Source organism: Paenibacillus albidus, from assembly GCF_014644435.1.
GTDB classification, from domain to species: Bacteria; Bacillota; Bacilli; order Paenibacillales; family Paenibacillaceae; genus Paenibacillus_AQ; species Paenibacillus_AQ albidus.
On record NZ_BMKR01000004.1, the window covers coordinates 62,497 to 80,108 of the forward strand.

At 48.8% G+C, this 17,612-nt stretch carries 19 protein-coding genes; 14 read left to right on the forward strand and 5 right to left on the reverse strand.

Annotated features, from left to right (window positions below):
* Window positions 1-44: 44 nt before the first annotated feature.
* From IEY53_RS05340 to IEY53_RS05360, 5 genes are all read left to right on the forward strand, one after another.
* Window positions 45-701 (forward strand): DUF2625 family protein, encoded by a 657-nt coding sequence (locus IEY53_RS05340; protein ID WP_189022739.1) that lies wholly within the window; start codon window positions 45-47, stop codon window positions 699-701.
* Window positions 702-841: 140 nt separating this feature from the next.
* Complete coding sequence (locus IEY53_RS05345) at window positions 842-1,039, forward strand: hypothetical protein (RefSeq protein ID WP_189022741.1); 198 nt, start codon at window positions 842-844, stop codon at window positions 1,037-1,039.
* A 52-nt stretch (window positions 1,040-1,091) separates the two neighbouring features.
* A complete protein-coding gene (locus tag IEY53_RS05350) occupies window positions 1,092-1,475 on the forward strand; it encodes an immunity 22 family protein (protein ID WP_189022743.1) in 384 nt (127 codons plus the stop codon).
* The gene (locus IEY53_RS05355; RefSeq protein ID WP_189022745.1) at window positions 1,472-2,119 is read left to right on the forward strand and encodes an Imm50 family immunity protein; all 648 of its coding nucleotides are present in this window, start codon (window positions 1,472-1,474) and stop codon (window positions 2,117-2,119) included. The genes IEY53_RS05350 and IEY53_RS05355 overlap by 4 nt, the downstream gene beginning before the upstream one ends.
* 75 nt (window positions 2,120-2,194) lie before the next feature.
* On the forward strand, window positions 2,195-3,223 hold the full coding sequence (locus IEY53_RS05360; RefSeq protein WP_189023148.1) for a phosphotransferase: 1,029 nt from the start codon (window positions 2,195-2,197) through the stop codon (window positions 3,221-3,223).
* 166 nt (window positions 3,224-3,389) lie between these two features.
* Here IEY53_RS05360 and IEY53_RS05365 read toward each other — a convergent pair whose 3' ends face one another.
* Window positions 3,390-4,616 carry an MFS transporter gene (locus tag IEY53_RS05365; RefSeq protein ID WP_189022747.1) on the reverse strand — a complete coding sequence of 409 codons (1,227 nt, stop codon included), beginning with the start codon at window positions 4,614-4,616 and terminating at the stop codon, window positions 3,390-3,392.
* Window positions 4,617-4,784: 168 nt separating this feature from the next.
* On the opposite strand from IEY53_RS05365, the gene IEY53_RS05370 reads away from it, so the two are divergent.
* The gene (locus tag IEY53_RS05370; protein WP_189022749.1) at window positions 4,785-5,807 is read left to right on the forward strand and encodes a leucine-rich repeat domain-containing protein; all 1,023 of its coding nucleotides are present in this window, start codon (window positions 4,785-4,787) and stop codon (window positions 5,805-5,807) included.
* Between the two features lie 210 nt (window positions 5,808-6,017).
* Entirely contained in the window at window positions 6,018-6,932 is a 915-nt protein-coding gene (locus IEY53_RS05375) for a class I SAM-dependent methyltransferase (RefSeq protein ID WP_189022751.1), read from the forward strand.
* 44 nt (window positions 6,933-6,976) lie between these two features.
* Here the strand turns inward: IEY53_RS05375 and IEY53_RS05380 are convergent, their stop codons facing one another.
* Genes IEY53_RS05380 through IEY53_RS05390 form a run of 3 tightly spaced genes read right to left on the reverse strand, consistent with a single transcriptional unit; the run spans window position 6,977 to window position 8,629 of the window.
* On the reverse strand, window positions 6,977-7,957 hold the full coding sequence (locus IEY53_RS05380) for an NAD(P)-dependent alcohol dehydrogenase (RefSeq protein ID WP_189022753.1): 981 nt from the start codon (window positions 7,955-7,957) through the stop codon (window positions 6,977-6,979).
* Entirely contained in the window at window positions 7,954-8,181 is a 228-nt protein-coding gene (locus IEY53_RS05385) for a helix-turn-helix transcriptional regulator (RefSeq protein ID WP_189022755.1), read from the reverse strand. The genes IEY53_RS05380 and IEY53_RS05385 overlap by 4 nt, the downstream gene beginning before the upstream one ends.
* A gap of 1 nt (window position 8,182) precedes the next feature.
* Window positions 8,183-8,629: a hypothetical protein gene (locus IEY53_RS05390; RefSeq protein WP_189022757.1), complete on the reverse strand. Its 447-nt coding sequence runs from the start codon at window positions 8,627-8,629 to the stop codon at window positions 8,183-8,185.
* A gap of 206 nt (window positions 8,630-8,835) precedes the next feature.
* Between IEY53_RS05390 and IEY53_RS05395 the strand changes: the two genes are divergently transcribed.
* From IEY53_RS05395 to IEY53_RS05425, 7 genes are all read left to right on the forward strand, one after another.
* Window positions 8,836-9,171 (forward strand): antibiotic biosynthesis monooxygenase, encoded by a 336-nt coding sequence (locus IEY53_RS05395; protein ID WP_189022759.1) that lies wholly within the window; start codon window positions 8,836-8,838, stop codon window positions 9,169-9,171.
* Between the two features lie 162 nt (window positions 9,172-9,333).
* Window positions 9,334-13,248 carry an Ig-like domain-containing protein gene (locus tag IEY53_RS05400; RefSeq protein ID WP_189022761.1) on the forward strand — a complete coding sequence of 1,305 codons (3,915 nt, stop codon included), beginning with the start codon at window positions 9,334-9,336 and terminating at the stop codon, window positions 13,246-13,248.
* 281 nt (window positions 13,249-13,529) lie between these two features.
* Window positions 13,530-14,486 carry an ABC transporter ATP-binding protein gene (locus tag IEY53_RS05405; RefSeq protein ID WP_189022764.1) on the forward strand — a complete coding sequence of 319 codons (957 nt, stop codon included), beginning with the start codon at window positions 13,530-13,532 and terminating at the stop codon, window positions 14,484-14,486.
* Window positions 14,479-15,225: an ABC transporter permease gene (locus IEY53_RS05410; RefSeq protein WP_189022766.1), complete on the forward strand. Its 747-nt coding sequence runs from the start codon at window positions 14,479-14,481 to the stop codon at window positions 15,223-15,225. Before IEY53_RS05405 ends, IEY53_RS05410 begins: the two co-directional genes overlap by 8 nt.
* A 2-nt stretch (window positions 15,226-15,227) precedes the next feature.
* Window positions 15,228-15,596 (forward strand): GntR family transcriptional regulator, encoded by a 369-nt coding sequence (locus IEY53_RS05415; protein WP_189022768.1) that lies wholly within the window; start codon window positions 15,228-15,230, stop codon window positions 15,594-15,596.
* Window positions 15,597-15,615: 19 nt separating this feature from the next.
* Complete coding sequence (locus IEY53_RS05420; RefSeq protein ID WP_189022770.1) at window positions 15,616-16,317, forward strand: ABC transporter ATP-binding protein; 702 nt, start codon at window positions 15,616-15,618, stop codon at window positions 16,315-16,317.
* Window positions 16,311-17,042 carry a hypothetical protein gene (locus tag IEY53_RS05425; protein WP_189022772.1) on the forward strand — a complete coding sequence of 244 codons (732 nt, stop codon included), beginning with the start codon at window positions 16,311-16,313 and terminating at the stop codon, window positions 17,040-17,042. Before IEY53_RS05420 ends, IEY53_RS05425 begins: the two co-directional genes overlap by 7 nt.
* 78 nt (window positions 17,043-17,120) lie before the next feature.
* Here IEY53_RS05425 and IEY53_RS05430 read toward each other — a convergent pair whose 3' ends face one another.
* Window positions 17,121-17,501, reverse strand: a complete 381-nt coding sequence (locus tag IEY53_RS05430; RefSeq protein ID WP_189022774.1) for a PilZ domain-containing protein — start codon at window positions 17,499-17,501, stop codon at window positions 17,121-17,123.
* Window positions 17,502-17,612 lie beyond the last annotated feature (111 nt).

Consider the following 17,612-nt stretch of genomic DNA (forward strand, 5'->3'; position numbering starts at 1 on the left):
AAGCAGGATCGAGTAGAGATTGTAAACAGGAGAGGCGGAAGCTTATGTACTCATTATCTGTAGAGGAACTTGTCGATGTGGAGAATCACGCTTGGGAGGAAGTCAGAGAGCTGTTAAGCCAAGGAATAAGTACATATAGAACGATAACTGCGGAACCGGAAGCCGCCGCGAATACACTGGTTCGTCTGCAGGTGAGCACCAAGTCATATTTGGGAGCTATTGCCTACGAGACCGGCGGGATTGTGTTTGAGCATGGGTGGATTTCGCTGCTTGGCGCGGGTGGAGACGGCATTTATGGCAGCTTGACTTCGTGGAACGGGTTATCGGGTTTTGAGGATACCCCGGCACTTTGTGGGATGCTGATCGTGGCTTATGATATGGCGGGCGGGTTTTTCGGACTGGATACAGGACGTTTTGGCCAGACGGGCCATATCTATTATTTTGCCCCGGATACATTGGAATGGGAATCTACTGAACTAACCTATTCCGGTTTCATCGGTTGGCTGGCTGAGGGGGATCTGAATCTGTTCTATGAAACGTTTCGCTGGGAGGGCTGGCAGGATGCTGTCGGCAACCTTCAGCCAGGCCAGGTGTTTAGCTATTATCCGCCGCTGTGGACAGCAGAGGGCAGCGGTGAGCTCAGCAGCAAAGCGCCGATCATGGTAACGGAGGTCTGGAAAGCGGCAAGCAACGGGTCCTGAACCTCTCTGCATACTTATGGCCGTGTGCTGATATTCACCGCAGCAAGTATGCAATCTGAAATTCTAAACGAACATGGAGTGAAAACAGATGTACAAACTAGAAGACATTTGATTTCTTCTGTCTGACGGACACCATCGAGATGAAGATTGGGCGGCTCAAGCTGCTGCGCTTATCCGCTGAAGTGGATAATTACACGGATATCCTCATCGTATGGCATGCAGGCTCGCAAAAAATCGGTTACTACGATGTAGAACATCAGGAATACAAAGCTTTGGCCAAATTCGCGGATTTCATGGCCGATCCAGTGAAATATATTGGCCTACAACTTGACGGGTAACACAGAAGTAGCGGCAAAACATCTACAGTCCAACATTACAGGAGGTATTCATATGAGCGGAACAGAGCATCTGCAAAAACATCAGATTCACGTTTGGGTAGGCACTTATACCGGGGATGACGACACCTGGAGCCACTATTTCGACCAGGATGAATACGGAGCGGATTGCGGGTTTTGTACAGACACGGGTATGGAATGGTTCGACTATGATTTTTTTGCCGAGTATAACGCAGGGGAAGTGCTTAAGGTTGAAGACGTCTTGCTTGAAGTGCCTTTCTCGGAACAGTTCGAGGACGAACTGTTTGCAGCTTGCCTCCAATATGGGGTAAAAAGAGCCACTCATTGTGTCAGCCTAATGGATTTTGACGGCAGTGCCAAGCCCGGTCAAGCCTATAATCAACTGGTTTATGTCGGTGCATTCAAGGCAATGGCATGAAGAGCGGCGCGGACTCGAACGTTCAGGTACGCTCTGTTGTGTCTGAGGCCCTGCGGTTTCCGGGATCGCAGCACGAGAACATGGGGTATCGGCTGCATCTCCATAAACCGCAGTTGCTGGACGTGGTGCAGTATGATTGGGTGCAAATAACAGTGGGTACAGCCGGCACTTCCTCCTGGGCAGCTTTTAGGGCCGTGGTGATGGATTCTCGCCCCGAATCACTGCTGATCTATGCCAGTCCACAATATGGTCCCCAGCTGCAGCACATGCAGAAACTCAAGCGGATATTCTCGCCTCTACAATCCATCCAAGGGGCGGAGCAGCTTATCGAGAGCTACGGCTATATGCCTCCGTTTCATTACCATGAAATTTCCTGTGTGGCCTGGGAGGTGACCGAGCGCGGTACAGACAAAAATCTGCTGCTGGCGATTCTTTCCTCTCCCGCTGTCCCCGCCTCGCAGCACATTGTCTTCCGCTTTGACGGTGTCCATGAAGACAACCTTTCCCCGTTCGAGGATAAGAATGTGATCCTCCAGCTTGATTTTTCATATGAAGGTGAAAGTATCCGGGTTAAATGTGATTCGGAGCAAGGATTTGGCGGACAATTTCTGTGCCGTTCTGTCAGCATTGGCCGGGACAGTTGAACTTCCAACTCCTTCGTTGCTGGTAGTTCAAGCTCTTTCTTTTTGTTAAAATAAGGGGGGAACGACCAGGCGGTTATACAGAGAAAGGAGCATAAGGCTACGGAATATTTACTAAAACGTCATTGGCCGGAATGGAATGGAACGATTCAGCAGCGCGCCGGAGGATGGAACAATACAACCTTTTTTGTGGAAAATAGAGCAAAGCGGGCGGTGCTGCGCATTTATAACACGCACAGGGACAAAGACAAGATCGAATTTGAACATGACATCTTACATGAGCTGGGCCAGCTGCCCTTATCATTTCAGGTACCCATGCCAATTCCGACGGAATCCGGTGTTACATTGGCACTTACGGAGGAGGGCAAATATGCCTGCCTGTTCAAATATATTGCAGGTGAATCTCCTGTGGCGGAAGATACCGGTTATGCCTTTTCTTTTGGCGAAGCGGCAGGGGAAATGTCCGCAGCTCTTGCAGCAGTAAATACACAGCTGTCGCCGGTGTATCGGCCCTATTATGAACTTCAGCACGCCTATCCGCTGTGCAGCAGGGACAGCATCCGGGAGTTGTGCCAACATCCGCCGGAACCTTTGAGGGAGCTGCAGCTGGAGTTGAACGTTCTGCTCGAGGCTTATGAGGACATTGTTGATTCATTGAGTGAACTGGAGCAGCTGCCCCATCAGCTTGTGCATGGAGATCTGAATGCTTCCAATCTGCTGGTGGAGCGAGGCGATCCCGGGCAAGTGGCTGCGCTGCTGGATTTTGAGTTCTGTACCCGGGATGTGCGGGCGATGGAGCCGGCGGTCATTTTGTCGGGTTTTCTGGGGGAAGCCGGTGAAGAAGAGAAGGTTAAGGAATTCTGCCGGGGCTACAGCCGCCGGGTGCGCCTTGCTGAAGCTGAGATTGCCGCTTTCCCCACACTGATGAAGTTAAGAAAAGTGGATGTATTTCTGCATTTTGTAAGCCGCTTTCTGGAGGGGACCGATAAGTCGGAGGTACTGTGCGAGCAGGTAAAGCTGTTGTCCGCAGATATCCGGCAGCTCTCTGCCCGGAGCTTGGAGATGCAGGAGCAAATGAGGCAAGCGATGATGGAAGAGAGGAAATGAGAGCAGGAGCCGGGAGGAAATCCCGGCTTTTTTTGAAAATATAAGAATTTATATGTTTCACGCTATATATTATCCTTCTATTTCTCGCTGAAACACCCCGTCCTTTAAAAGGACGGCGTAGCCGTTTTCACTTGGAATGCTTAATCGAATAGTTCTTTTCGTGCCATCAATTTTTGCCGCTTCGTCTACGGTAGAGATGCAGGAGCAAATAGGAGACGGCAAATGCTGCTGTAACCAGCCATAAAGGGATACGCGGGTCCAGCTTGTACGCCCAACCGCCGATGATGCCCGCAGGTGCAGTGAAGAGCAGGATCAGTACGGAGAGCATAGAGAAAACTTTAGCCCTTTTATCGTCGTCGATGGCATTCTGCACGGCAGCTTCCAGATAAGGTGAGCTGATCATGAGGCCCACTGCTGCCAGTATGGTGCTGAACCCAATCCAGACAAGGCTGGACGAAGGGTATACCACCAGCATTACATTCGACAGCGCGGAGAGTCCAAAGCCTGCCATCATAGAGCGATTGGCACTCTGATCAGGGATTTTGGGCATAAGCAGCCAAAGTGTCAGCAGCATAATTACGGAGGAAACTGCCGGAAACAGGGAAATGATGCCGCTCTCCAGCAACAAATAATCTGCCAGATACAGCGACAGATAGGTGGTCTTCAACGTCGCCTGAAAGTTGAACAGGATGTACACACCAAAGATCAGCAGCAGATTGCTGTCTGCCCACAGCTCACGGAAAGCGCCGCCATATTCGACCATGCTCTGCTTGAGTCCCAGCTCACGCGTTTCCAGACGTTTTTTGATCCCGGCTTCGGTTTCGCGGGTGGTTAAATGACGGCCCACGAATTGAAAGGTCATGAAAAGAAAAGCGAGCACATACATGATCCGCATGCCCTGGACCATTCCGTAATGGTTCACGAGCAGGCCGCCCAGTGGTGCGAACAACCCGCCGATGACACTGATGATCTGCAGCAATGTGAACACATAAGTCCTGTCGGCGGGTCGGGTGTCTTCTACAATCAGGCAGTAAAAGGCAATATGCGGCACACGCTGGAAGCCGTTTATGACGGCAGCCGCCACAAAAAACCACAGGTTCTGCGAAAAGGCCCACAATAAAGTAGCCAAGCTCCAGCTAAGCAGGTCAAAATATAAAATAGCCCGCTTGCGTCCCAGACGGTCCGTTAAATATCCGCTGAGCAAAGAAGAGAACACCTGCACGATCAGTCCAATGGTGGTAATCCAGCCAATGTTCAACTCCGTCATCCCCAGCTCGTACATATAAAGGGTGGCATAGGTGGAGAACATGCTGAACGGGATCAGGAAAAACGGCTCAAAGGCCAGACAGCCCCGGCTGTTTCCCTGCAGCCGGGCAAATAAAGGTCTTGCCATAAGGTAATCCTCCAGGGTCATAATACAAATCTATTAAAAAGATAATTATATGATAAAGCCAATGACTCGGAAAGTGAATTTTTACGAGTGCAAAATCAACATGGAGTTATTTGCGTTCCAACAACGCAAATAGGATAATTAGCAGAATATAGGGAGAGGGGGACTACTATGGGAGAAGAATGGGTTCACTCGATGAGTGGCGTTCCTTGGACTTCAGCCAAAATGAATAAAGCTGTTCAAAAGCTGAGACACAGGGCTACAATTGGTTTTGCGTATGAGACAGACCACGCGGACGATCTGGTCAAGCTGGATGAGCGGGTATTTGCCAAACGGCCGGATCTGATCCTGCATGTCTGGGCAACAGGGAAAAAAGGGGGATATTCGGAGGAATTCATGGAGTTGCTTGCGGGATTAAAGCATGTAAAGGCGCTGCAGCTGGATTTCCGGAAGGAACAGGATCTGAGCAAGCTGGAAGCCTTGAACAGGATTGAATTCCTGCGTCTCCATACTGCCAAGCCGCTAAATCTTGATTTTATCCGGGCGTATAAGCAATTAAGGTTCCTGGAACTAAGGGGAGGATTTGTTGATTTGACGCCGCTCGCGGATTGTATCCATCTGGATACGTTGATTCTAGGCTGCACGGTTAAGCAATTGGAATTTGCCCGGAATTTGCCGCTGATTTATTTGATGCTGGATAACTGTAAAATAACTTGTCCGCTCGACGCGCTTGCCGGCTCGAAGCTGAAAATGCTGAGCTTGTCTTCCATCCCGAATCTGATTGACATTTCGGAACTTGGAGAGTTCAGGGAGCTGGCTTATTTAAGTTTGACTTTGTCCAAAGTAAAGCAGCTATGCGACTTCTCCAAGCTGGTGAACCTGCGGGAACTGGAATTAAAATATATGAAATCTCTGGAGTCGGTAGCGAGCATCTGGGCGGCCGACAGACTAGAGCAGCTGGTGTTGTCGGAAATAAATACGGGGATCAAGGCAGAGGCTTTTGCTGGACTTGCGCAAATGCAAAACCTTCGCCAGGTGGATTTCCAGTTCATTGATTTCAACAAAGGTCGTATTGCTGCGATGCGTAAACATATGCAGGAGGCGGGCAAGGAACATCTTCTTTATGAGAACATTCCTGAGGACAAGCGGTTGAAGTCTATGGCGATTATGCATCTCTCCAGCATTTTGATGTAGAGATACATGGGGAGAAGCTAAATTACAACTGCAACGGGTACTTCCGTTTTTGGCTTGCAACATGATTTGGGCAAAAAAAATCGCCCCTAAATGTGGCGGAAGTGTGAATTTTATAAAATTACTGCTTATATTATACCATAAAAATACAAAAAAATCAAGTATTGTTTCACTCACCCTCTTAATGCTACAACTGAGATGAGGTGATGGAGAATGGAAAATAAAAGTTTAACTGCGCTCGTCAGTGCGTTCTCAAGAGCGTATCACGCAGAGCATAATCAGATCAAAATTTTTGATGATCAACTGGCCAGACAACTATTGACCGATGAGGAATACGAGAATATTGCCAGCAATATGTCACAGGCGATTGCTTTTTTCCAGCCCGGGTTTGCTGGTTCACAGGAGCAGGCGCTGCGCAGAATCGTTGATCATCAACTGTCTCCATCTCCACTTGGCAGGGCAGCATTTGCTGAACAGGCACTTGCGGTTGCCGCCACATTGGGTGCCAGACAATATATTGTTTTTGCCGCAGGTTACGACACCTTCGCTTACCGCCAGCCGGAGTGGGCAGCGAAGCTGCAAATCTTTGAAATCGATCATCCTGCTACTGCAGCCGACAAACGCAGACGTGTATCGGCCCTGCATTTGGATGCGCCGTCCAATCTGCACTGCATTTCAGCCGACTTTCGTGATCCGGATTGGCAGGACCGTGTGCTGGCCAACCCCGCTTTTGACCCTGCTCTAATCAGCTTTAGCAGCTTGCTGGGAATCAGCTATTATTTACCCAAGGATGTGTTTAAGCAATTCTTGTCAGCGATTGCTTCATTGCTCCCGACCGGCAGCAGCATCGTCTTTGATTATCCCGATGAGCAGACGTTCACGTCGCAGGCAGGTGAACGGGCGCAGAAGCAGGTGATGATGGCCGCGCGGGCAGGGGAGCCCATGCAGGCAAGCTATTCTTATTCGGAGCTGGAGCAGATGTTGGAAGAGGCCGACATGCTTATCTATCAGCATTTGACTCCTGTAGAAATTACCGGACAACTGTTTCACGCCTACAATGACAGCCAGCCTGCACATAAAATAACGGCATTCGATAATGTGAACTACTGTTTGGCGGTTAAACGATAATTTGCTGTAAAAAGCCCCCGTAGGTCGCGGGCTTTTTGCCTTTATTATTCCGCAGGGGAAGGCTCCAAGCTTAGGATCACATTTCCTTTTTTATGTCCTTTTTCCACATACCTGTGAGCCTCGGCACACTCTTCGAGCGGATAACGTCTGTCTATTACCGATTGTAGCTTCCCCGCCTCAACAAGCGCTTTAAGGAAGACCAGATTTTCTTTACTCTGTCTTAGGCCTGCAGCCGTAAACATCGCTTTTTTGCTGCCGATTTTTGAAGTCCATAACATCTGGAGCATAATTCCCAGTGAAGGGGCAGTGGAGAGATAGACACCCTTTGGTTTTAGCGAGCTTTTGCAGCGTGAATATGAATTTTTGCCTACCGCATCAAAAATAATGTCATAGGTCTGACCATTTTTGGTGAAATCCTCTTGGGTATAATCAATTACTTTGGCAGCTCCCAGGGATTTAACTAATCCAAAATTCGCGGCACTGCATACCCCGGTAACCTCTGTACCGAAGTATTTGGCGAGTTGGACTGCATAAGCCCCGACTGCTCCAGAAGCACCATTAATAAGAACTTTTTGTCCACGCTGAATCTTTGCAGCATCTCTAAGGAAAATCAATGCTGTTAACGCCCCGTCACAGACGCCGACGGCTTCAGCATAGCCCATATTGGCCGGTTTTGTAGCCAGCGTTTCGTTTTCACTCAGACATTTGTATTCGGCATGAGCACCGAAGCTTTTTGGACTAACTCCAAAAACCTGGTCACCTTCTTTAAATAACTTTACGTTTTTGCCTATGGATTCAATTTCACCGGCCAGTTCTACCCCCAATATTGCATTTTTTGGTCTTCTGAAACCATACATTAATCGGACAGCAAAGGGGTCGGCCTTGCGGAAAGCACAGTCAGAAGGAGTTACAATTGCTGCATGTATTCTTATCCGTACTTCATCGTCCTTGGGTACAGGTAAGGCTTCCTCCTTGAGCTGAAGAACTTCCGGTGTTCCGTATTTTGTACATACGATGGCTTTCATAAATACTCCTCCTTATTGTCTAAAAAAAACACTTCTTCGAGCGGTGAGTTGAAGACGAGCGCAATCCGAAAAGCCAATTCGAGAGAAGGGGAGTATTTTTCCTTTTCGATGGATACAATGGTCTGCCTGGTTACCCCTACTTTTTCAGCCAATTGTTGTTGTGTCATCTCATTATGTTCAAATCGTAATTTCCGAACGTTGCTGCGAATAAGCAATTTACCCATTCTAGACACCTCTCCGGTAAAGATAGAGCTGCGTGATTACTCCAACCACCTCTGACAGCAGCCCCGAGAAAATAAGGATGATAAACATCGCATAAGGCGGCATGTTCAGGACCAGCGATCCCATCGATAAAACAAAGCCAAGTATAAACACATAATGAGAATTCCGGGACGCTTTTAATTCAATTAACTTGTCAAGCTCATCAGTAAAGGAAGGTTCTTTTTCATTTGTAGTTATTCTGTAAATAATGTTGAACACGATAGTGATGATGATTTTGGCGGCAATCGACACCGGAATCAAGATTAGAATGACAGAAGCCCAGAAACGGAAGGTTTCTGCCGACTCTTGGACGGCTTCCGGGTAGGTTTGAAACACATATAAGCAATAGAAGCCAAAAATCACTATGGTGCTGAATAAAGAAACAACGTTCTTTTTTTCTTGATAGGACATCATTTGCTCCTCCTGTACGTTGAAATATACTTCGAGTAAAAGTATGTGTACATAATGTAATATAAATAATACACAAAGTAAAGTATTTTTAACATTGGTTTGCGAACTAGCATTGATAATGATTTTCAATTAGAACAGAGACAGCAAAATAATCATGCCATAGCTTATGAATAGGTTCAGCAGCTTTTGGCCAGGAGGAATAATTCATGTTAATCCAAACCAGATCCATTATCGTTGAAAAAGGAAACAGTGAACAAGTAGTCGAACGCTTCAGTGGCCCCGGCCCTTTATATGAAATGGAAGGACTGATTGATTATACAGTGATGGTCAATAAAAGGAACAAAGAGCAAGAAGAAGTTCTGGTGATGATTCGCTGGGAATCAGAGGAAGCCTGGAAGAACTGGGAGAAAAGTGACGCACATCTGGAGGGCCACCCCAAGAGCAGGGGGCAGGAGAAGCCGGCTTATGTGGTTAGCACCAGCGTGAATATGTACCAAGTACAGGCTGTAAAAGAAGGTAAGGCTTCCGGTAAGCAGTTGTAGAAAAGTTGCATATTAACACCCCCTTGATCTTAGTCGAAGCCGTCTATTACATTCCCTTTCTATTATGGAGTAGTGCCCTTATTCAGAAGTGAGGTGCACACCAATATACTAGAAAGTAATGAGGTGGAGAGACGCATTATGAGATTAACGGGAAAAAACATCATGAAAGTTCTATTATGTATCGTTATTATGTCGGGACTTACCAACATGACAGGGTTCGGGCTGCCACAGAATCATGCCGAAGCCGCCGCCGAGAGAACCTTTAAGATTGCGGTTCTGCCGGATACACAAATGTATTCCAGGTATAAACCTGAAATTTACAATGCGCAAACGGAGTGGATCAAACGGTTTCAGTACAGTGAGAATATCGTATTCACTACACATCTCGGCGATATTGTCGATCAACGGACCAAGCAGGACGAATGGATCAATGCCGACAAGGCGATGAAGATCCTGGATGCTGCCGGAGCCCGTTACGGATATATTGCGGGAAACCATGATGTTGCCGATTGGGTAGATGATGACAACCGCAATGATAACGATCAATATAATAAATATTTCAACCAGTATTTCAAACCGGCTGTCCGGATGAAAGACAAGGTTGCAGGGGTCTCCCCCAAAGGCTATAGCTCTTATTATACGTTCGAAGGCAACGGCAAAACCTTTCTCGTTCTGTTCCTGGATTGGAGAGCGGGTGCAAATACATTAGCCTGGGCCAATAAAGTTCTGGAGGAGAACCCAAGTTATCCGGCCATTCTGGCTACCCATGAGCTACTGAACATTGCGAGCGACCGCAAAACGGCAACGATGACCGATAACGGGCAAAAGCTGTGGGATCAGTTGATCAAAAGCAACGATCAGATCTTTTTAACCTTAAGCGGGCACAATCATGGCTCAGCTTCCATGGTGAAGACCAATGATTATGGACATGAAGTGTTCATGTCACTGATTGATTATCAAGGTTATTATATGGGCGGAAACGGACTGATGCGCACGCTTGACTTCAATTTGGATGCAGGAACCATTACAGCCAAGACATTCTCCCCATGGGTAATGAATCTTCCGGAAGACACCCGTGATGATTCGTATGATCTGGAGGAATTGACGGAGCCTGAGGCTAAATTTACGGTACATATGAATTTTAATGAGCGCTTCAAGGGGATCTGGGACAGTCAGAACCGGGTACCGCAAGCTGTCAATACGGATATTACGGTCAAAAACGGGCAAACGTTCAAAGGTAAATTAAAGGCGGCAGATGCTGACGGGGATGCGCTTTCTTATGCGCTGCTTGATCCCAAGCCGACGCTCGGCACTGTAACCTTAACAGATGAAGCTAGCGGTGCCTTCACATACACACCGTTTGAGAATGCCTCGGGAACAGATACTTTTGCTTTCAAGGCGAGTGACGGCAAAGCCGATTCCTCACCTGGGAGTGTTACGGTTAAGATCCGCAGTGCAAGTATGGGCAGCGGGGAGGTGGCACACTGGAAGTTCGAAGCTCCGGCAGACGGTTCATTTAACGTTAAGGATATGACGGGAAATGGCAACAATCTGATCCGGGTTGACCAAATGACCAAAGATGTGCCGGATATTACGATGGAGTGGTCTACAGACAAATCACCTTTCTCCAAGAGCGCTGGAAGCCTGCAAATCTCCAGCTACAAAAACCCTGATGAAATCTCTTATCTGCAAACCGTAGACGAGGCGCCAATGAATGCTATGGAGTTCAAGGACGGTTATACTATCGAAGCTTTTGTGCGTATCGCCAAGAACTTTGATGCTGCTAAAAACGGCTGGATGAGCGTACTCGCCCGCGGCGGCACTGGGAAAGATGCGAATAAAACTGACGGTGACCGGGACGAGCCTATTGCGACACTCTCCGTGTCTACCCTCAAAGAAATGCAGTGGGCCGTATATCCTACCAACCTGAACGGGCTGAAAACCAACTGGTCGGGCGAGACCATGTTCGATTGGGTACATGTCGCCGTTGTCAATGACGGACATCTAAGCTATATGTACGTTAACGGCTCGCCGGTGCTGCGCAACAACGAAGGAACGAGCGGGGAGTCGCAAGGAATTGCCACGGCTATGAGAAACGGCAAACCGATTCCTTGGATCGTCGGTGCTTATCATTATGATAATATCTTTGAAAAGGGGTTCAACGGCGGAATTAATGAAATCCGTATCACAGACCATGCGCTGGACAAAAGCGAGTTCCTGATTAACGAAAATGAAACACCGGTGGCGGCTGCAGACACTGTTTCCGTTTCACAAAACACCGTCCTGAATGGCCGTGTTACGGCAACCGATGCGGACCAGAATCCGCTGACCTATCATCTTGCTAAAGAGCCGTCCAATGGAACAATAATATTAAATGAGGCTGACGGAAGCTTTAAATACACTCCAAAATATAATTACAATGGTTCTGACTTTTTCACTTTCCGGGCTTACGATGGTAAAGAGTATTCAGAGGAGACCCGGATTGACGTTACTGTATTGCCGAATCATACACCTGAAGCACTGAACGGCGATTTTAAAGTCACTCCAGGAGAAGTCTACCAAGGCAAGCTCCAGGCTACGGATGCCGATGGCGATCCGCTGCGGTACGCTGTAGTTAAACAGCCGGCTAAAGGCACCCTCAAGGTGATGGATGCTGCCAGCGGGACGTTCACGTATACTCCGGCAGATGGCCAAGAAGGAGTGGACTATTTCACGTTCCAGGCCACGGACGGCAAGAATCAATCGCTGGAAGCGGCTGTCATTGTACAAATCTCAGCAATGCCGGAACAGTCACCGGAATGGAAGGCGGACAATCTCACGTATACTGTAAAGCAGAACGGAAAACTCACGGGTAGCCTGAGTGATGCCTTGAGCCTGGAAAGTATCAGTGCCGGGAACACTGTGATTTTGGTGCAGCAACCGGCCAAGGGAACGGTTTCCGTAACAGATTCCACCTACGGTGAATTTGAATATCTTGCTTATGATGGGGCTTCGGGTATAGATATTATGGGTTTCCAGTTCACAAATGGTGAGAACACTACCAATGTTGCTTATGCCGTTGTTCAAATCTTGCCGAATGGCAAGGCCACGGCCGGCTCGCTACAACTGCAGACCGAGTTGAACACTGCGGTAACCGGACGGCTGTCCGCTACTGACCCTGACGGAGATGCACTTCATTTCCGTGTGACTGCTCTTCCGCAGCACGGCACAGTCACAATAACTGATGAAGTCTACGGGAATTTCATCTTTACACCGGCGAGCGGTTATACCGGAATGGACAGCTTCATCTTTGTTGCAAACGATGGTCTGGAGGATTCCAATACCGCCAAGGTCAGTATCGAGGTGCTTGCTCCGGCAGCAACTCCGGCGCCCGGCAACGGAGGCGGCAGCTCCAATCCGGCACCGGTACCTACTCCGATGCCATCGGCAACGGTTGCACCCACAGCAACAGCAGTACCGACAGCAACACCTGGCCAGACGGCCGGCAAGGGCGGAATGCCATCCTCTACTCCGAACGCTGGGGACAGCGGAGCACCTGCCGCGGCTCCTTTCAAGGATTTAGCCGAATCCTGGGCCAAATCTGCCATTGATAAACTGTATGCCCGAAACGTAATTAACGGGTATGCAGACGGGACCTTCCGGCCGAACCGGGAAATGACACGCGCCGAATTCGCCGCCCTGATCGTGAAGGCGCTCGGCCTTGGCGCAGAGAACGGCGGTTCCTTTACCGATCTGCAAGGGCACTGGGCAGAGCCGGCCGTAGAAGCAGCAGTGAAGGCGGGAATCATTAATGGTGTGGGTGCTGCCAGGTTTGCCCCGGAAGATAAAGTAACCCGCGAGCAAATGGCGGTTATGGCAGTACGGGCTTTTCAGTTGAAGAATGAGGGCAGTGATCCGAACAAATTCACTGATCATACGGAGATTTCCGCCTGGGCGAAAGACTCTATGAACGTGCTGACAGGTCTTGGCGCGGTGAAAGGGTATGCCGACGGATCATACCGTCCGGCTAAATCGGTTACTCGTGCTGAAGCGGCGACACTAATTGCCGCTTTGCTTGAAAGAGAAGAGAATCAATAATATTTTTCGGCTATTAGGCCTGAAGGGCGTCCCGGTTACCGTGCAAACGGATTTCCGGGACGCCTTTTTAAGCATCCCGGCATTAGTCAAAATGAATAAAGCTGATCGTCATATCTTCAGCGTAAAAGGCCCGCATCGGATGCGGGCTCTTCGTATTTGATTTTGGAGGATTTTCCCTGCAATTACTTTACAACGTCAAAATGTTAGTGTACTATTTAACTAATACACAGACACGATGTTTTTTCAGCAGGTAATCCAAACTAATTGTAGGGGATGAAAGTATGAACCAGGAAACCACAGTACAGCATCATTCGGCAGCCGTGCTGCAGATGAAAGGGGTCAGCAAAATCATCAAAGGGAAGGCGATTGTAGATAAATTGTCCTTTGAAATCCGCAAGGGGGAGATTGTTGGTTTGCTGGGACCCAACGGGGCCGGTAAAACAACGACCATCCGGATGATGACGGGGCTCATTAAGATGAGCGAAGGAGACGTGATTGTTAACGGGTACAGCATGCGCGAGCATTTTAATTCCGCTATTGCCCACATTGGAGCTATTATCGAGAATCCGGAGTTCTATCCCTATATGACAGGGCTTGAGAACCTCAGACAATATCAGCGTATGACCGATCAGCTTGAACCGGGGCGTATTGATGAGGTTGTGAGGCTGGTCGGGCTGCAGGATGCGATGAACAAGAAAGTCAAAGCCTATTCACTGGGGATGCGGCAACGGCTGGGCATCGCCCAAGCGCTGCTGCACCGGCCCAAGCTGCTGATTCTTGATGAGCCGACCAACGGGCTGGACCCGGCAGGCATTCGCGAAATGCGTGAATATATGCGGACCATTGCGGAAGTTGAAGGGATTTCGATCCTGATCTCCAGCCACATGCTGGCCGAGATTGAGCAGATCTGTCACCGGGCGGTAGTCATCCAGAATGGACGGCTGATTACGGTGTCCGAGCTGGGCACGGCGCGCAGAACAGATGAGCATGTGATTCTCACGCTGCGTGTGGATTCTGTGGAGGCGGCAGTGGTTGTCGCTGAGCAGCAGGAAGGTGTCGAGCTTATGGAGGCTGAACCGGAAATTCGGCAAATCAGGGTCAAAATGATGGATAGCCGGGTTCCGGATTTTGTGAAGGCGCTTGGCGCACGCGGGGTGGGTCTATACCGGATAAGTGAGGACAAGCAAAGCCTGGAGGAAGAATTTCTGAAATGGACTGGAGGCAATCAAATTGCGTAATTTCAACAGACTGATCGTAAATGAATGGCTAAAAATGTCGCGAAAGAAGTCCTTTCTGATTCCCTTTCTGATTGTTCTGGTACTGCCACTACTGGTGGGCTATGTCAGCCATACCTTCAGTACTCAGACTCCCGAGCCCGGCGGAGCCTTCATGAAAGATTCTCTACTGCCGAGCGGCATCGGCCAGATCGTTACGATTCTGGCTGTGATTGGAACAGCTGGCATGGTAGCCAAAGAATACAGCCTCGGCACGATTAAATTTCTGCTGATCCGCGCACGCAGCCGAACGGTCATCCTGGGCTCCAAATATATGACAGCCCTTTTATACGGATTCACTCTTACGCTGGTAACGCTGATTTCCGGATTTACTGCTGAAATGATCTGGTTCGCTGACGGTATCCAATCACTCGATGTACAGATGATTCTAATGTCTTTGCTGTATGGCTTGGTTTACACGGCGGTATATGTAACCTTTGGTTTTATGATGGGGATTCTGACGACTTCTACGGGAGCCACAATCGGTATTACGATGTTTGTGATCATGCTTGACAAGATTATGATATTCCGGGATTTCTACAAATATATGCTCTTTCCGAACATGAATTTGTCGGTCTATCAGGATGGGGGAGCCCCCCTGCCGGGCATGACACTCAGTTTTTCCAGCATCGTTCTTTCCGTGTATACCCTTCTTTTCCTGCTAATCAGCTTTACCGTGTTCAGACGAAGGGACGTTGCTTGATTATGAAGATTGAATTCGATAATAATCTGCCGATTTATCTGCAGATCATGAATTATCTCAAAGGGGAGATTGTAACCGGGAAGCTGGGCCCTGGCGATAAAATTCCATCAGTGCGCGAGCTGGCCGGAGAGCTGCAGATTAATCCCAATACAGTGCAGCGCACGTTCCAGGAACTGGAACGCGAAGGGATTGTGGAGACGAGACGCGGTATGGGCAGGTATGTCACACAAGAGGAAGAGAAAATTATGATGATCAAAAAAGAGATGGCCAAAGACATCTTGGACCGTTTTATCCGCGGCATGAAGGATTTGGGTTTTAAGGAAGATGATATTGTTGCTGCGGTCAAGGAAAGCGTAGAGAAAAATGAGTAGAATTGAGGGGATAACGAGGATGGACACGGTACTTCAAGTGCATGAGGTCTCGAAAAATTACGGAGCCAAAAAAGCGCTGCGCGGCGTTTCCTTTCAGCTTGCTGCAGGCAAGATCACCGGACTGCTCGGCAGCAACGGCAGCGGAAAAAGCACCTTGTTGAAGATAATCGCCGGATTGACCTATCCTTCTTCGGGGGAGGTCACGGTGCAAGGGACGCGGATAGGTCCGGCCAGCAAAGCTTTGATTTCTTATATGCCGGATCGTCCATTGACGGAGCCTTGGATGAATATAGGGGACGCGCTTACGTATTACGCCGATTTCTATGCGGACTTTGACCGGGAGAAGGCAGAGCGGATGCTGGATTTCATGAAGCTGAAGACCAAGGACCGCGTGAAGCATCTGTCCAAAGGAATGAATGAACGGCTGCAGCTGACTCTGGTGCTGTCGCGCCGGGCCAGTGTTTATTTACTGGATGAACCGATTGGCGGAGTGGACCCGGTAGCCCGGACTGCAATTCTTAACGCGCTGGTGGAGTTCTACGAAGAAGACAGTACCCTGTTGGTCTCCACCCATCTGGTGACGGACATCGAGCGGATTTTTGATGATGTGATGTTTATAAAAGATGGGGAGCTTATCATGCATGGCGAAGTGGAAGAAATTCGTCTTCAGCAGGGGAAAAGCATTGATGAATTGTTCAGAGAGGTGTACGCGGAATGCTAAAGCTGGTAAAATATGATTTTTTGCGCAACCGGGACCAGATTCTGGGGTTGTTTGTGGTAATGGTCCTGCTGCAGGCAGGATTATGGATAACCTCTGAGATCTCAGCATGGGGCACAACAAGCTTGTTGCTCCTTAGTCTGGGCACTTATGTCACCGCCGGGATGGTCTTATTGATCCAGGCCTGCCGGTCATTCAGCTATAATCTTCATTCCTTCAGCCGCAATTTGCTGCCCGTTGCTCCGATAGCCCATATCATGTCAACGCTCATACTTCTGCTGCTCCTGTTGGCAGGGCTGACTCTTATTGCAATCCTGCACATGGGAATCTATCTGCTGTATGATGCCTCATGGCTGCCGGAAGACTTCTGGCAGGTGTTAGCCAGTAGTATGCTGCAAATGATGTGGAGCGCTTTTTTTCTGATGACGATCCTCATGCTGGCCATCACGGTGGCCGCAAGTGTCCGAACCCGCGGGAAGGTCTGGATGGGTATCGTGATTTTTTTCCTGCTGCAGAACCTGCTGACGCTGGCAGAGCAGATCATGTTCGGAAATGCCGCCGGAACCCTCAGCAATGCTTTTCAGTTTCATATCGAGAGCACAGTCAGCGATGGGATGGTTGTGACTCGGTATACTTATAATGTATGGTCCACTCTTTTTGAGGTTGGGGTGGCCGCTGTGGCGATCTGGATCATTACGTTATTGTTCAAGAAAAGAGTGGAGTGTTAAAGACTTCGCTTGCTGCACCTCTCTATAGATCAAAACCAAGACGCCCTCCATGCCGGAGGGCGTCTGTCTTCCATATCCTTATATACTTTCAGGACTGCTTGAGCTGGTCCATAGTTCCAGTTCATGCAGAAGCATGGCTTCTTCAGCTTCGTCAAGATCCAACCTGACGCCGTACTGGTATTGGCCAAGTCCGAACATCCAGCCCCATCGCACGCTGCCTTCAAACTGCAGCTTGTCCTCATTTAATTGAAAATGAATGATAAGCTTGGTGTCGCCTGCCGTAAATCGGAGGTTAAGTGAGGTGCGAACCTTGCATCCTGAACGGCTGAGGTCCAGAAGCACACCTTCCGTTAATTTTCCGGCACCGGGCCCGGTATTGCCGGCCGGCACTTCCAGCCAGCATTCGATGGGCTGATTCATGACATACCGGAATGGTTCTTTTCTGCTGGGGCCTTCCATGATTTGCCTCCGTTCGTTTATTTGCTATTATATCGAAATGAACGCAAGAGAACAATCTCCTATGGTGCTATCTTTCAAAAAGAAGTTTCGTCAAATGGACCTGTATTCATT